Here is a 14963-nt window from a genome sequence, read left to right on the forward strand (position 1 = left end):
GAGTTACCACAAGTGTAGGCTGCAAAACTGTGTTACGAAGGAGCTGGTCATGATTTCTGCTCGAGCGCCTCTCCCATTGCAGAAAGGGGCGCCCGGCAGGAATGGCGATATCAGGCTTTGCGGGAAGTTTGCTTGTAACGGTCGAAGATGACGGCCGCCAGCAGAATGGACCCGCGCACCACGTATTGCGCAAAAGGAGACATATTGAGCAGGTTCATGGCGTTTTCGACTGTGCCCAGAATCAGCACACCGGCAATCACATAAGACACTTTGCCTATCCCGCCTTTCAGGGACACACCGCCTAAAACACACGCTGAAATCACCACCAGTTCGAACCCGACTGAAGTCATGGGCTGGCCACTGGTCATGCGTGCTGCCAGGATCACACCGGCGAGTGCGGAGATGAAGCCGGAGACCGTGAAAATGATCATCTTGGTTTTGACGACATTGACCCCTGCCAGCCGGGCGGCTTCTTCATTGCCGCCGATGGCCAGCGTATTGCGGCCATAAACAGTGCGGTTCAGCAGAAAAGCAAACACCGCAAAGGTTATCAGGGTCAGCCAGACAGGGGTCGGGATCCCGAACAGCGATGAATTACCTAAGGCAAAGAAGCTTTCCTCTGTGATACCCACGGCTTTACCGTCCGAGATGATATAGCCTAACCCCCGCGCAATCTGCATGGTCGCCAGTGTGGTGATCAGGGCGTTCACCTGTAGTTTGGCAATGACAAAACCGTTCAGTAAGCCAAACAATACGCCGGACAGCAAGCCAGCACCGACGCCCAGCACCACACTGCCGGTGGCATTGATGGCGACCGCGGTGACCACCCCGGAGCAGGCAATCACTGAAGCAACGGACAGATCAAGATCGCCACAGGCCAGGCAGAACAACATGGCACAGGCCACCATGCCACTCATCGAAATGGCCAGTCCCAGCCCTTTTATATTCACCAGTGTCGCAAAATAAGGGACAAAAAACGCACACAGTAAAAACAGGCCGGCGAACACCATCAGCATCCCGTATTTATCCCAGACCGCGGACATGTTCAGGGCGGTGGACGTATTGTCAGATTCCATCAGTTTCGTTGTACTACTCGTAGCCATGAGAAGGTTCCTTTTCATCAAGCGGCAATCGGGGCGTCGCCAAGCATGGCCAGGCGAAGCGCGGTTTGTTCATCAAAGGCATCACGGACCAGTTCACCGGTGATTCTGCCTTCTTTCATGACCAGAAGACGGTCAGAGATCCCCAGCACTTCGGGTAAGTCACTGGAGACAACCAGCACAGTGACCCCGTTTTCAGCCAGCTTGAAAATCAGCTCATAGATTTCCGATTTCGCGCCAACGTCAATACCGCGTGTGGGTTCATCAAGTAAAATCACGCTCATGTCGGTCGACAGCCAGCGGCCAAGGATCACTTTCTGCTGATTGCCCCCGGAGAGTTGGCCAATGGCCTGCGCCAGATTAGCGGCTTTGACATTGAGTGCCTGACTTTGCGTCTCGGCGTTCTTGCGTTCCCACACACGGTTGATGACCCCACCCAGTTTCAGATGCCAGGGACGGGCGCTGATGTTGGTATTTTCTTCGACAGACAAAATCGGCACGATGCCGTGCGCTTTGCGATCTTCAGGACACAGGGTAATGCCCGCTTTAATCGCGTCTTTAGGGCTTCGGATCACGATTTTCTGGTTGTGCAGGTAAATGTCGCCGGAATCCGGTTTCTCGGCGCCAAAGATCAGCCGTGTCAGTTCAGTGCGACCCGCGCCAACCAGACCAAACAGCCCCAGAATTTCACCCTGGCGAATGTCCATCGAAGCAGGGGCACTCAGCCCGGTGCCTGTCAGCTTATCCAGCTTGAGGCCGCTTTCACCCAGCGGTCGGGAACGGTAGTTGTAGATGTCGTTGATCTCGCGTCCCACCATCAGCTCGACGAGCTTATCGTGGGTCAGGTGGGTTATGTCATCACAGGTCTGAACATGGGTGCCGTCTTTAAAAACCGTAATGGCATCACAGAGCGAGAAGATTTCCTCCATCCGGTGGGAGACGTACAAAATGATTTTGCCGTCATCGCGCAGCTCGCGGATCACTTTGAACAGGTTATCGATTTCACGCTGTGACAGGCTGCTGGTCGGCTCGTCAAAGGCAATGATTGTGGCGTTACGGCTCAGGGCTTTGGCAATTTCGACCATTTGCCACTGACCGATGGAAAAGGTTTTCAAAGGCAGCGACGGGTCAAAATCTTCGCCCAGCCGTGCCAGCTGTTCACTGGCATTGCGATTTAAGGTCTCGGTATCCACTTTGCCGTTTTTGGTGGGCAGCTGACCGAGATAAATGTTTTCCGCGACACTGAGCTCCGGAACCAGATTCAATTCCTGATAGATAATGGCGATGCCCTTCTCCAGTGCATCAACAGTGGAGGAAAGGCGAACGGGCTTATCATTGATCACCAATTCGCCGCTGGTCGGCTGATACAGGCCGCTCAGGGTTTTCAGCAAGGTTGATTTACCGGCACCGTTCTCGCCCATCAGCGCATGAACACTGCCGCTGTTGACCCGGAAACTGATATCAGACAGGGCTTTGACACCGGGAAAGTGCTTCGAAATCTGGCGAAACTCCAGAGAAAAAGGGGACGTAGCCATCATGCGTACTCCTGTAGAATCATGGGGCGGCAATGAGGCACTGCCGCCCGGTTCGTGCTTACAGACCTTTCTTCTGCAGTTCGGCTTTGTAGTTGTCGCGCGTGATCAGGACCACGTCGGTGACTTCGACAAATTGCTGTGGCTGAACGTCTTCTTTCACCCATTGGTACAGGGACTCAATGCTTTTATAGCCGTGGACATCCGGGCTGGGCAGTAGTGAGCCATAAAAGCCGGTGGCCTGAGATTTTGCCAGTTCGTTGACGGCATCGACCCCGTTGATCCCGATGCCAATCACTGCTGAAGCGGCAAAACCTTGACCTTCAGTGGCACGGATCCCCCCAGCACCGTATTGTCATTCATGCCGACCACCAGCCAGTGTTTGACATCCGGGTACTGCACCAGCAAAGAGTTCGCCGCATCAAGGGCGCCCGGAATGTCATTGGATTTGGTGGGCACGCGGTAAATCTGAGCTGCCGGGAAACCGGACTCCGTCAGTGCTTTGACTGCGCCATCCACCCGGCGGCGCGCTGTATCCAGCTCATCAGCCGTAATGGCCATAACGCCCGTTGCTTTGGCATCCCAGCCCCGTTTTGTCATTTCTTGATACAACTCGCTGCCCTGACGATAGCCAATTTCGCTGGCGGCCATCATCACCAGAGGCACCTTGGTCATTGGCTGGCCTTTGGCGTTCAGGAACTGATCATCAACCGTAATGACTTTCATGTCGTAGCTGTTGGCTTTTGCCATGATGGCCGGCCCGAGTTTGGGATCCGGAGTGCAGATGACAAAACCTTTCGCGCCGCTGGCAGCCAGAGTATCAATGGCATTGAGGGTTTTCTCGCCGTCGGGAACTGCCATTTTGATCACTTCAAAGCCATAGTCTTTGCCGGCTTTCTCAGCAAAATTCCACTCGGTCTGGAACCAGGGTTCTTCCGGTTGTTTCACCAGATAGCCCAGCTTGAGGGTGCCATCGTCACTTCCCCAGAATGCATTCGCGGAAGCACTGAGTAATGTCGCACCTGTCAGTGCGGCGGCAGCAAGTGTTTGTGTGATTTTTTTCATATTGTAATTCCGTCTACGTGTAGGATTTTTTGTTTCACCGGAAATCATTATTTGAGTAAGAAACGGAGAATTGGCGTGATGGAAATCACAGCAGGAAAAGGCAGCGTTTTTGTCCATGTATATAGCGTGAATGGCTATGATGTGATTCGCATTTTTGCATGATATAAAACTGGTTTCGCATAATTTCTCAGCGATTGTGAGTCTGTAAACGTTTAATCTGCTTGCTCTGTGCATCATCTGGTCATTTTTGTTCCTCACACACAAACTGACGCGCCTGACGAATTTATCCATATTTATAGCGGTTCAATTCATGGCTGAAACCCTGTGTCCTCGTTATAAAAGAAAAAGAACAGGACGACGAGTGGAGCAGTCATGGACATGGACAGGACAGAACAGCGGTGTGTGATCGGTCTCGATTTCGGATCAGATTCGGTCAGGGCATTGCTGGTGGATAGCCGGAACGGCAAAGAGATTGCCTCCGGGGTGGCGTATTACGCCCGTTGGATGGCCGGAGACTACTGTGAGCCAGGTCAGTCGCAGTTTCGCCATCATCCGCTGGATTACATCGAGTCGATGACTCAGGCCATTGCCGAGACACTCAGTCAGGTGCCGCCAGCGGTGGCTCAATCTGTGGTGGGGATTGGTGTGGACAGCACAGGTTCAACCCCGGCGCCTATGGATGCGGAGGGCAATGTGCTTGCGCTGCGGCCAGAATTTGCGCACAACCCCAACGCCATGTTCATTTTGTGGAAAGACCACACGTCTGTCAGTAAGGCTGAACGGATCAATGCACTGGCGCACTCCCATGACTTCCCCGATTACACCCGCTATGTCGGCGGTATTTACTCTTCGGAATGGTTCTGGGCAAAAGCGGCCTGGGTAGCGGAACAGGCCCCGGAACTTGTTGAACATATCCATAGCTGGGTGGAACTTTGCGATTGGGTACCTGCGTTGCTGTCGGGCAATCAGCATCCTGATCGCTTGCGCCGCAGTGTTTGTGCTGCCGGTCATAAAGCCATGTGGCATGACAGCTGGGGCGGTCTGCCTGATCAGGCTTTTCTGTCGGCGATTTCCCCGACATTAGACGGTATGCGAGAGCGGCTGTTCACTGAGGTGTTCACATCGGACCAACAGGCTGGACGACTGTCTGCGACCTGGGCCGGCAAACTGGGATTGCCGGAGGGGATTGCCGTTGCCGTCGGGGGATTCGACTGCCACATGGGGGCCGTCGGGGCCGGCGCAGGTGAGCATGATCTGGTCAAGGTGATTGGTACATCGACCTGCGACATCCTGATGGTCAATCACCAGACGCTGGGTGAAAAAACCGTCCACGGGATTTGTGGTCAGGTGAAAGGCAGCGCCATGCCTGAGCTGGTGGCACTGGAAGCCGGCCAGTCTGCCTTCGGGGATATTTACGCCTGGTATAAGCGGCTGCTGATGTGGCCGTTACAGGCTTACGCCCGGCAACATCCGCAAGCCAGCCTGCCGCTTGAGGACATCGAAAAACAGCTGATCCCAGCGTTAAGTCAGGCCGCACTGGGTACAGAGCGCGATCTCAACCTGCCTGTGGCCATGGACTGGCACAACGGGCGTCGCACGCCCAATGCCAATCAGCGTCTGAAAGGGGCGTTCACCGGCATGAATCTGGGCTCAGATGCACCGGCGTTGTTTCTGTCGCTGGTGGAATCAACCGCGCACGGCGCCAAAGCCATCATGGATTGTTTTACCGGGCAGGGGATTGAGGTGAAGCGTGTGATTGCCATTGGCGGTATCTCGCAGAAATCTCCGCTGGTGATGCAAACCTGCGCCGACGTACTGGGGCGGGACATCGCTGTGGTTGAGTCAGAACAGTGCTGTGCGTTGGGGGCGGCAATTTTTGCGGCAGTCGCCGCAGGTGTGTACCCGTCAGCCAGTGTTGCGCAGTCGCACATGGCCAGCCCGATCAGCCGGGTTTACTCACCGGTCACAGGGACAGAACGAATGAATCAACAACGTTATCAGGGCTATCAACAACTCGGGCAGCAACTGGAAGCCCTGTCCGAATTCCAACGGTCACAGGAGCGCAATCATGACCACTGATGTTTCGTTACAGCTTGCTGCGCAGGGCAGTGATGCGGGAGCACGACGACAGGCACTGCGCCACCAGGTCTGGCAGGCGAACATGGACTTGCAGCGCCATCAACTGGTGACGTTTACCTGGGGCAATGTCTCCGGTATTGATCGCCAGCAGGGCATCGTGGTGATCAAACCCAGTGGGGTTGCCTATGAGGCTTTAAGTGCTGACAACATGGTGGTGCTGGATCTGGAAGGCAATGTGCTGGAAGGTGAGCTGAAACCGTCTTCTGATACGGCAACACACCTGGCCTTGTACCGGGCCTTTCCGGACATCGGAGGAATCGTGCATACACACTCACCGCAAGCCACGGCCTGGGCGCAGGCCGGTAAAGCGATTCCGGCGTTAGGAACGACGCACGCTGATTATTTCTACGGCCACATCCCCTGCACCAGAGCCCTGACCGATGAAGAGATCGCCACGGACTACGAACACAATACCGGCCTGGTGATCGTGGAAACCATCGGCTGCCAGGATGCCATGGCGATCCCGGGCATTATCGTCAAAGAACACGCGCCTTTCAGCTGGGGCAGCGATGCCGATCAGGCGGTCCATAACGCTGTGGTGCTGGAAATCGTTGCCGCGATGGCGACACAGACGCTGCAGATTAATCCGTCTGTTTCCGCCGTCAATCCGGCATTACTGGACAAACATTACCTGCGTAAGCATGGCAAGAATGCCTATTACGGACAGGGTAAATCGGATAAGAAATAAGGAATCACAATGAAAGCTTTCAGCGATAAATATGTCTGGTTTGTGACCGGGTCACAGCACCTTTACGGGCCGGCAGTTTTAGACAGCGTGGCACAGAACAGCCAGCAGATTGTTCACAACCTCAACCAGTCGCCGGCTATTTCTGTCCCTGTGGTGAACAAAGGAACCGTCAAAACACCGGATGAAATTCTGACGGTTTGCCGTCAGGCCAATAACGATCCGGATTGTGTCGGACTGGTGTTGTGGATGCACACTTTCTCGCCCGCCAAAATGTGGATTGCAGGTCTGAGCCAGCTGAGTAAACCTTTCCTGCATTTGCACACTCAGTTCAATGCGGCATTGCCGTGGGATGAGATTGACATGCATTTTATGAACCTGAACCAGAGTGCTCACGGGTGCCGCGAGTTCGGTTTTATCGGCACGCGTCTGAATATGGATCGCAAAGTCGTGGTCGGCCACTGGGAAAACCCGGTTGTGCACCAACAGATTGATGACTGGTGCCGGGCGGCGATGGGGATTCATGCCGGGCAGCAACTCAAAGTGGCCCGCTTTGGCGATAACATGCGTCAGGTCGCGGTGACTGAAGGGAACAAGGTGTCTGCCCAGATCCAGTTTGGCTACGAGGTACATGGCTATGGACTGGGTGAGCTGAGTGACAGTGTGAATGCCGTCAGCGAGGGGGATATTTCTGCCTTACTGGATGAGTACGCCTCACGCTATACCCTGGATCCGGCATTGCTGTCCCATTCCGATACCTTGGCGATTCTGCGCCAGGAAGCGCGTCTGGAACTGGGCATGGAGCGTTTTCTGGTGTCAGTCGGCGCAACGGCATTTACCAATACCTTTGAAAATCTGAGTGGCCTGAGCAATCTGCCGGGTTTAGCGACGCAGCGGTTGATGGAAAAAGGCTACGGTTATGGCGGTGAGGGCGACTGGAAAACTGCCGCGATGACCCGAATCATGAAAGTCATGGGTCATGGGTCAGGGGCGCAGTGGCGGGACGTCTTTCATGGAAGATTACACTTATAACTTTGGTGTGAAGGATCAGGTACTGGGCGCACACATGCTGGAAGTCTGCCCGTCCATTGCCGATGCAAAGCCAGCGATTGAAATTCACCGCCATACCATTGGCTGCCGCTGTGATATTGCCCGGATGATGTTCAGGGGCAAAGCGGGCCCGGCGGTGAATGTGTCTGTGATTGATCTGGGGAACCGTTTTCGCATGCTGGTGAATAGCGTCGAAGCTGTGACTCCGCCACAGACGATGCCGCACCTGCCCGTTGCTCATGCACTCTGGGAGCCGCAACCAAACTTGGAAACGGCCGCTGCCGCCTGGATTCACGCCGGCGGGGCACACCACACGGTATACAGTCAGTCGGTCACTGCGGAGATGCTGGCGGATTACGCCGAAATGGCCGGTATTGAAATGGTACTGATTGATCAGGATACCCGGATTCGTCCGTTCAAAACCGAGCTGAAAAATAACAGCGCCTATTACCGCTTAGCATCGGGTATCTAAATTTTATTTTACGCCCTCTTCGTCATGAAGAGGGCGCTACGGATCACTTGTGAAAGAAGACAACTCCCCAGCAGCACAGTTGCAAAATGCGGTGACGGGTTATCAGGACTGGCGGGTGGAAGTCTCAGCCACTGAACCTGAGACCTTTATTCTTTACTTTCGGGATCAGCCGCAGTGCCAGGCTGTGCTCACGCTCAGCATTAATGGCCGGACTTTGTCTTTGCAAGACATTGGCTGGCAATTTCGCCGGAAAGCGCACCAGCTGGAGCAGTGGTGCAATCTAACCCTGGGCGATACCTTGTCTGTCAGCATGACCTACAGGTTCAGTGCGGGCAGGCTGGAAATTGATTATCTGGCTCGTAACCCGGTCCCTTCCCGGCTGGAACTGGGACATCAGATCCGACAGTCGCCGTTGCGAAAGTCGGAAATGGATGGCGAACCTGCAGTCAGCTGGCAGTTTCAACGCAATGATCAGCCCAGCGAGTATTTAATCGAACAGACCAGTCATGGCTTTTGCGAAGCATTTTCGGCATCACTGTGGCTACTGTTAGGTCAAAACTGTGATGAGAACATTCGTACTTAATCCGCACCCTGCATACACTAGAGGGCTGCACAGAGCTGGTACAGAAAACGGATGATGCAAAACGATCCCCTGAAACCCGGATACAATTTTGATGCCCACCTGGTTGCCGGGCTGACGCCGATTATCGAAGGCGATGAGCTCGACTTTACGATTGATCGCCCGAACGGGATGAAAGGGTTTATCATCAATTTTACCAGCAAAGGGGAAGGCACCATTTTCCATGGCAAGGATGCGTTCGATGTCCAGCCCGGGGATCTCTTGCTGTTTCCGCCTTCTGCCGCACATTACTACCAGCGTAAAGAAGACTGTTCGTCCTGGTTCCACCGTTGGGTGTATTTTCGTCCGCGTGCATTCTGGCATGACTGGCTGAACTGGCAGGAAGAAAGGAATGGTGTGTACATCACCAGGGGATTAGATGAAGAGACGATTCGTCATATCGAGCATTTGTTTATCGATATTGAATACACCTCGAAGTCGGATGTGCCCTATCGCAACGACCTGGCGGTCAACCTGCTGGAGCAATTACTGATCCGCTGTAAGAGCCTGCAACCGGATGTGGTGAGCAAGCCGCTTGACCCGCGGGTGATCGAAGCAATGAATTATATGACGCAGCATTTGAATCAGGATTTCAGCATTGAAGACATCTCTGACCATATCTGCCTGTCCCCGTCGCGGCTCGGGCATTTGTTCCGTGACGAAATGGAGATGACCATCACGCAGTGGCGGGATGATCAGCGTATCAGCCGTGCCAAGCAGTTGCTGGTCACCACGAACTATTCGATTGTCTAGTCCTAAAATAGGTTGACGCTTTTTATGTAGCCAGTAGGTATTCCCTACTGGCTTTTTCATGCACTTCACTCGGGGTTCTCATCCCCAAGCTCGTATGCGGTCTCAAGTCGTTATATGTCGATATCGACTCTTTCACTAACACCATAAGCTCTTTTAGGGTATTGCACTGGTAGAGTAGGAACTCACTCTTTAGTATGCCATTAACCCGCTCAGCCAGCGCATTCTGATAACAGTCATAACCATCAGTCATTGAAGGTATCATGCTATTGGCGCTTAACTTTTCCTGGTACTCTGATGAGCAGTATTGTAACCCTCGATCTGAGTGGTGAATTGTTGCTGCATCTGTTTGGCGGTTGGTTATGGTCATATCCAGCGCTTTTACCACGTCGCTAGCCTTCATTTCGTTACTCAATTCATAGCCTAATATTTTCCGGGAGTAAGCGTCTGTAACTAGTGAGAGATAGTGTGTCCCTTCATCTGTTTTGACATAGGTAATATCGCTCACAACCACTTGCTCTACATGATGAACAACTTTATCTTTCAAAAGGTTTGGGTGCTTCCTGAGCCAATGTTTGCTGTTCGTCGTCTTGGTGTAGTTCTTCCTTGGCTTGACCAGCAGGTTCTCGTTTTTTAAGTACTTGAATAACCCATCTCGTCCCAACTTTATTCCTTGTTTCTCTAGCTGGGGCTTAATCAACTGGTATAGCTTACGAGTACCAACCCGAGGCATAAGTTGCCGCCAGTACCTTACCATCTCTTTTACAGGCAAGAGTTCCTCAGCACGCACTTCGAGGCGCTGCTTCCATTGATGCACAGCTTGCCGGGATAAATTGAACTGCCTACATGCAGTTGCGAGCTTTACTTTTCCTTGCTCTTTGGCAAGCCAGAGCGCTCGGCTAAGTACTTTTTTTCCAAGTCTATTCCGTGTTCTTTTTTAAGGATTTCCACCATATCGCTGTAAATCATGTTCTTTAATTCAGCGTCGGCAAGGGCTTTTTCTAGGCGCTTAATCTTCTGTGCTGGCGATTCTTTTGATTTAGGCATAGTAGGGAAGTGTTCAACTGGCTTCGACCAATCTAACTTACCATGCTTTCTTAGCCATACAAGAACAGTGCTTCGTCCCTGAATGCCAAAGTGTGCTTGGGCTTGTTTGTAGGTCATCTCGCCTTTTTCAACCTGAGCAACAACAGCGAGTTTAAAGCCTAATGTGTAATCACGCTGTGTTCGTTTTATCTTTGATTTGCTTGATGAGTTCATTGATAAGTCTCCAATGTGTCAACTTATCTCAGGACGGGACAGATTAATCATATCGGTCGCATTGTCGGCTATACCGACCCTTTGTACTTCTCCCGCGTGTTTAAGCGTAAATCAGGTGTCAGCCCAAAGCTGTATCGTGAGCAGGTCACCTGAGGCGCTACTCGTCCAGAATCTGTTCTGCCGCTTTCTGGGATTGTTCTCTTACTGAAGAAGGCTTGGCTTCGTGACCAGGGAAACACTCAGCGGCCAGGGCTGTATCGTAAAGCCGCTGCCGGATCATTTCTGCGATTTCGACAATCAGCTCGACCATGCCCGGCTGTCTGGTCTTTTTTTGCTGCACATGATGAAGAGAGATTCGCTCAGCCGTGGGGCGTATTGCGTTAACACCGGTACCAGCTGGCTATTGACCGAATACAGATAGGCGGGTAACACAGCAATGCCCATCCCTCTTTCGGCAGCATGCAACTTGGTCAGGTTGGTCTCAAAATACTGGCTGCGTTCAGGCAGGGAAAATTTACTTTGCTGAGCATAGATGTTCGGCCAGTCTAATTTCCCTTTCGACTGAATCAGCAAGCGGTGCTCACCGAGATCGGAGAGTGACGCTGGTGTACCGTAACGCGTCAGGTATTCACGGCTGGCGACAATCACTTTATCGACATCTGCCACGCGCTGGTAATAAAAAGCCGGTTCGGGCTGGGAGAAATTCAGCGCAATATCTAAATCATCGTCAAAGAAGGCTTTTTCCAGGCTGGTTTCGACCAGATTGATCACCAGCTGCGGGTAAGTTTTCATGAGCTGGTCGATGACAGGCAGCACAACCTGATTGCCCAAAGCAACCGAACAGGCCAGGTTGATCGAACCTGCCATTGTCTCTGTCTGGCTGAGCGACATCATGCAGTGGCGCAACCCGTTCAGACTGGTCTGGCATTCTGCGAGCAGCTTGATGCCCTCACGGCTTAACTTGAAGTGATGTTTGTTCTCTCGAATAAACAGATCACAGCCGAGTTGCGACTCCAGCTTCTTGATTTGAGCACTGATGGTGGACTGAGAAATGTTCAGCTTATTCGCCGCACGGGAAAAGCTGTTGTATTCCGCGACCGCCTGAAAGTAGTGCAACAGGGCAAATGACTTATCCATGTTCATTGTTGTTTATCTATAAATAAATCCGTTTTTATGAATTATCACTGAAAGTGATGACAAATTACACTGGCTTTCCTGACATAACTATAGGTAAGCAAAGTGAATCTTGATACTCGATATGCTTTTCATCTGGCACTGGATATCAGTGCAGCGGGCGTGTTCATGGTGGTTTCTGACGCTCTATACTGAGCATCTGGCAGGTGAGCGCATGGGTTCTGATTCTATCGGCGTGCAGGCTGAGTGCCTGGCAGGGGATAGCAGGCAGAGACAGAGAAGTCGCCGGAAATGAGACGGATTTGCTGAATTGAAGAAAGAATGTGCGAAAGAGAAGCTTTTCAGGCGGTCAGCGATATTATTTTTAGATCAACCTCAAATAAACCTTTACAAAGGGGGAGAGTCGCGTATGATTCATCTTGCTCTGTCGCTCAGATTAATTAATGCAACTTCAAGTCAAAGTAAAACCTCAGAATTTCTTCGTAACTGTCGTTATCCTCAGTGTTTCCCTTAGCTTCATTGTGACATTCAATAATTTAGGCTCTCAGCGCATCGCATGAATGCGGTAAATATTTTGAATTCATCCAAATAAAAGGGACAAATTATGTCTAACAAATCAACTGGTCTGGTTAAGTGGTTTAACGAAGAGAAAGGTTTCGGTTTTATTACTCAAGACAACGGCGGTGCTGACGTATTCGTTCACTTCCGTGCAATCGCTTCAGAAGGCTTCAAAACTCTGGCTGAAGGTCAGAAAGTGTCTTTTGACGTTGAACAAGGTCAGAAAGGCCCACAGGCTGCTAACGTAGTAGCACTGTAATTTTTCTCATTGGCGTAAAGGGTACTTTGCCTTTTACGCCAATGTCTTTACAACGAAAATTATGCCTCTCCTGCCTTAAAAGCACGTCAGCTGTAAGCTTCCAAACGCCTTCGTAACACACCATCAAACACCAGCATTTGCTTTGTCATCAAACTGCAAATAAATTCCATTAGCATATTTATCATAAGCAAGTTTCATATTGCGTTTTATACGTAATGGTTTTGCTTATTTGAAAGAAAAAATAAGGAGATATTATGTCTCGTTCAATTGGTCGTCATCGATTTTGGTTTCATCAAAGTCGTACTAAAAATACATCCGCAAATAAGAGGGTAGCCATTCAGTGATCGTTAATTTTACGCTTTATCAAGAAGAAAAATCCTGGAGTTCACGTATTCATCAGTTAAATGATGATGTCCTGCTCCGACATGTACACCTTCAGGGTAATATTGCCCGCAGAGATATAGATTTTTCCTACTGTGAAAGGTCACATTCGGGAAATATTCTGAACAGTGAAAATCAAGTGATTGGTCATTTCAGCGTTTTTTCATCATAACTTCGCCATAACACCTCCCGTCATTCATTTCATGGCTACCGCCGCCAAGCCATGCAGTGAGCGATGATTGGGTCACTCATTTTTAGTTTACTTTGCCGATGTCCCACCTGTTTTTGCAGAACATGCAACAGCCAGAACACACCTGATGCTGCCAACGTAATATAACTTTGCAATGCGTGTTCATAGCCTAAGACTTGCAATGAGAATACGCGTGAGCAGACAGGTTTGTTTCAACCGATATTCCGAATTGTCTTTAAAAGGTCACAGACTGGCCTTCTGTATCTCTGCCGCCAGCAGCTACGGTATAACGATCCCTCATTGACGAGAAAAAACGGGCAATTCGAATGATTACCCGTTAGGAATTGCTGCTTGTTTTTAAGCGGCAGCGGTGTTTCTTGTTTGTTGTATCGGAGTTTGTGACAGCGACTTCCACATGGCACCCAGAACCAACACAGCCAGGAACATGTTCGAGACGGGCATTGCCAGCCAAACGCCATTTTCGCCAAGCCACTTTGGTAATAGCCAGAGAAAAGGCAATTGCACCAGCATGTTGCTGAGTGAAATCGCCAATGCCATGCCGCCTTGACCAACAGACATAAAATACACCGAGCCGATAATAATCAACCCGTCCAGAAACAGGCTGAAAAGGTGCAGCGTAATGCCATGGCTTGCTTTTTGCACAAGTGTCTCGTTACTGCTGTTGAACATGTTGATCATCAATTCCGGAAACACATTGAGTAAAGTAATCCAGCTCACTCCGATAATCACGGTTACTTTGCAAGCCAGAAAAACAGTTTTCCGCACTTTTTCTTGGGCATTTTGACCGTGGAAATAACTTACCGGTGGCTGCATTCCTTCAGCGATACCTTCCGCAAGCAGGTAATACAGTGTCATCAGGTAACCAACAATAGCGTAGGCAGCAACACTTACGGCAGAACCATATTCCATCAATAATCGATTATGAATTGCCACCATTACGCCGGTGTACAGGTACATCACCAGACACGATGAACCCAGTGTCAGTATGTCAGTCATTTTCTTGCGATCCGGTTTCAGATCAACAAGCGATAACCTTAATGTTGAGAAACGGCTGCAGAAATACACCAATGTGAGTAAGACGACGACACTCTGCGCCGTTACCGTCGCAATGGCAGCCCCTTCCAGTCCCCAGCCCAGTTTTCCGATGAATATATAATCGAGCACAGTATTGATAATGGCACCAGCAACCATGAGACCTGTTGCCACATTCGGTGAGTCATCGTTTCGTATCAGAAAGGGCGCGGCACTGGCGCCAACGGCAATGACTGAGAATCCGATAAAGATCTCTAAGTAGCTAACGGCATAGTTGAGGATTTGGCCTGTTGCGCCTTGTAAAGTCATCATTTGCCCGCCAAAGGCAGATAATAATGCTGAACATCCAAGGCCAATGCAGATCACCAGTGCGAACCCATTCCCCAGCGCTTGACGCGCTTTAGCCAATTCGCGCCTTCCCCTGAACGCAGACACCAGACTGCCAGCCCCCATGCCAATCATCAGCCCGACACCCATGAAAATACTGATAACCGGCCAGGCTATATTGATTGCCGATAGACCGTTTTGCCCTAAAAAGTGCCCGACAAATATCCCGTCAACAATCTGATATAGTCCGTTGACCAGCATGGCCATCACGGCCGGAATGGTGAACCGACGAAAAGTTTTGCCGATTGATTGTGTTTGAATCATCGCTTCCATGTTTATCTCTCTGTGAAGCATTTCTGTATTGTGATGTATTCTCTTATTAAATTAAG

At 51.0% G+C, this 14963-nt stretch carries 12 protein-coding genes and 2 pseudogenes; 7 read left to right on the forward strand and 7 right to left on the reverse strand.

What is annotated here, in order from left to right; all coding sequences use genetic code 11:
- Positions 1 to 110: 110 nt before the first annotated feature.
- The 3 genes and pseudogenes from araH to P4S53_RS06725 form a co-directional block, all read right to left on the reverse strand.
- Positions 111 to 1103 (reverse strand): L-arabinose ABC transporter permease AraH, encoded by a 993-nt coding sequence (gene araH, locus P4S53_RS06715; RefSeq protein WP_337111994.1) that lies wholly within the window; start codon positions 1101 to 1103, stop codon positions 111 to 113.
- Between the two features lie 17 nt (positions 1104 to 1120).
- Positions 1121 to 2635: an L-arabinose ABC transporter ATP-binding protein AraG gene (gene araG, locus P4S53_RS06720; RefSeq protein ID WP_337112078.1), complete on the reverse strand. Its 1515-nt coding sequence runs from the start codon at positions 2633 to 2635 to the stop codon at positions 1121 to 1123.
- Between the two features lie 58 nt (positions 2636 to 2693).
- A pseudogene (locus P4S53_RS06725) lies at positions 2694 to 3697 on the reverse strand (arabinose ABC transporter substrate-binding protein).
- 372 nt (positions 3698 to 4069) lie between these two features.
- Here P4S53_RS06725 and P4S53_RS06730 point away from each other — a divergent pair.
- From P4S53_RS06730 to araC, 5 genes and pseudogenes are all read left to right on the forward strand, one after another.
- The gene (locus P4S53_RS06730) at positions 4070 to 5776 is read left to right on the forward strand and encodes a ribulokinase (RefSeq protein ID WP_337111995.1); all 1707 of its coding nucleotides are present in this window, start codon (positions 4070 to 4072) and stop codon (positions 5774 to 5776) included.
- Positions 5766 to 6524 carry an L-ribulose-5-phosphate 4-epimerase gene (locus tag P4S53_RS06735; RefSeq protein WP_337111996.1) on the forward strand — a complete coding sequence of 253 codons (759 nt, stop codon included), beginning with the start codon at positions 5766 to 5768 and terminating at the stop codon, positions 6522 to 6524. The genes P4S53_RS06730 and P4S53_RS06735 overlap by 11 nt, the downstream gene beginning before the upstream one ends.
- Positions 6525 to 6533: 9 nt before the next feature.
- Positions 6534 to 8043, forward strand: a pseudogene (gene araA / locus P4S53_RS06740) (L-arabinose isomerase).
- 49 nt (positions 8044 to 8092) lie between these two features.
- Entirely contained in the window at positions 8093 to 8626 is a 534-nt protein-coding gene (locus P4S53_RS06745; RefSeq protein ID WP_337111997.1) for a hypothetical protein, read from the forward strand.
- 51 nt (positions 8627 to 8677) lie between these two features.
- The gene (gene araC / locus P4S53_RS06750) at positions 8678 to 9415 is read left to right on the forward strand and encodes an arabinose operon transcriptional regulator AraC (protein ID WP_337111998.1); all 738 of its coding nucleotides are present in this window, start codon (positions 8678 to 8680) and stop codon (positions 9413 to 9415) included.
- Positions 9416 to 9437: 22 nt separating this feature from the next.
- Here the strand turns inward: araC and P4S53_RS06755 are convergent.
- Positions 9438 to 10672, reverse strand: a protein-coding gene (locus P4S53_RS06755; protein ID WP_337111999.1) for an IS3 family transposase whose coding sequence is annotated in 2 segments (ribosomal slippage) — positions 9438 to 10327 and positions 10327 to 10672 — 1236 coding nt in all. Because the reading frame shifts where the segments join, the coding sequence is not laid out codon by codon here.
- 15 nt (positions 10673 to 10687) lie between these two features.
- On the opposite strand from P4S53_RS06755, the gene P4S53_RS06760 reads away from it, so the two are divergent.
- Positions 10688 to 10825 carry an AraC family transcriptional regulator gene (locus tag P4S53_RS06760; RefSeq protein ID WP_337112000.1) on the forward strand — a complete coding sequence of 46 codons (138 nt, stop codon included), beginning with the start codon at positions 10688 to 10690 and terminating at the stop codon, positions 10823 to 10825.
- 4 nt (positions 10826 to 10829) lie between these two features.
- Here P4S53_RS06760 and P4S53_RS06765 read toward each other — a convergent pair whose 3' ends face one another.
- Together P4S53_RS06765 and P4S53_RS06770 are read right to left on the reverse strand one after the other, a co-directional pair.
- Positions 10830 to 10982, reverse strand: a complete 153-nt coding sequence (locus tag P4S53_RS06765) for a hypothetical protein (protein ID WP_337112001.1) — start codon at positions 10980 to 10982, stop codon at positions 10830 to 10832.
- Entirely contained in the window at positions 10970 to 11809 is an 840-nt protein-coding gene (locus P4S53_RS06770; RefSeq protein ID WP_337112002.1) for a LysR family transcriptional regulator, read from the reverse strand. The genes P4S53_RS06765 and P4S53_RS06770 overlap by 13 nt, the downstream gene beginning before the upstream one ends.
- A 601-nt stretch (positions 11810 to 12410) precedes the next feature.
- On the opposite strand from P4S53_RS06770, the gene cspE reads away from it, so the two are divergent.
- Positions 12411 to 12623: a transcription antiterminator/RNA stability regulator CspE gene (gene cspE, locus P4S53_RS06775; protein WP_046220180.1), complete on the forward strand. Its 213-nt coding sequence runs from the start codon at positions 12411 to 12413 to the stop codon at positions 12621 to 12623.
- 928 nt (positions 12624 to 13551) lie between these two features.
- Here the strand turns inward: cspE and P4S53_RS06780 are convergent.
- A complete protein-coding gene (locus P4S53_RS06780; protein ID WP_337112003.1) occupies positions 13552 to 14907 on the reverse strand; it encodes an MATE family efflux transporter in 1356 nt (451 codons plus the stop codon).
- Positions 14908 to 14963 lie beyond the last annotated feature (56 nt).

The sequence above is a fragment of the Photobacterium sp. Hal280 genome, assembly GCF_037162255.1.
Classification (GTDB): domain Bacteria; phylum Pseudomonadota; class Gammaproteobacteria; order Enterobacterales; family Vibrionaceae; genus Photobacterium.

Excerpts from the sequence above, each read along its gene's own strand:
- P4S53_RS06770 (WP_337112002.1), bottom strand. The coding sequence starts at position 11,809 with ATGGATAAGTCATTTGCCCTGTTGCACTACTTTCAGGCGGTCGCGGAA.
- cspE (WP_046220180.1), top strand. The coding sequence starts at position 12,411 with ATGTCTAACAAATCAACTGGTCTGGTTAAGTGGTTTAACGAAGAGAAA.
- P4S53_RS06730 (WP_337111995.1), top strand. The coding sequence starts at position 4,070 with ATGGACATGGACAGGACAGAACAGCGGTGTGTGATCGGTCTCGATTTC.
- araH (WP_337111994.1), bottom strand. The coding sequence starts at position 1,103 with ATGGCTACGAGTAGTACAACGAAACTGATGGAATCTGACAATACGTCC.
- P4S53_RS06765 (WP_337112001.1), bottom strand. The coding sequence starts at position 10,982 with ATGGTCGAGCTGATTGTCGAAATCGCAGAAATGATCCGGCAGCGGCTT.
- P4S53_RS06780 (WP_337112003.1), bottom strand. The coding sequence starts at position 14,907 with ATGGAAGCGATGATTCAAACACAATCAATCGGCAAAACTTTTCGTCGG.
- P4S53_RS06735 (WP_337111996.1), top strand. The coding sequence starts at position 5,766 with ATGACCACTGATGTTTCGTTACAGCTTGCTGCGCAGGGCAGTGATGCG.
- araC (WP_337111998.1), top strand. The coding sequence starts at position 8,678 with ATGATGCAAAACGATCCCCTGAAACCCGGATACAATTTTGATGCCCAC.
- araG (WP_337112078.1), bottom strand. The coding sequence starts at position 2,635 with ATGGCTACGTCCCCTTTTTCTCTGGAGTTTCGCCAGATTTCGAAGCAC.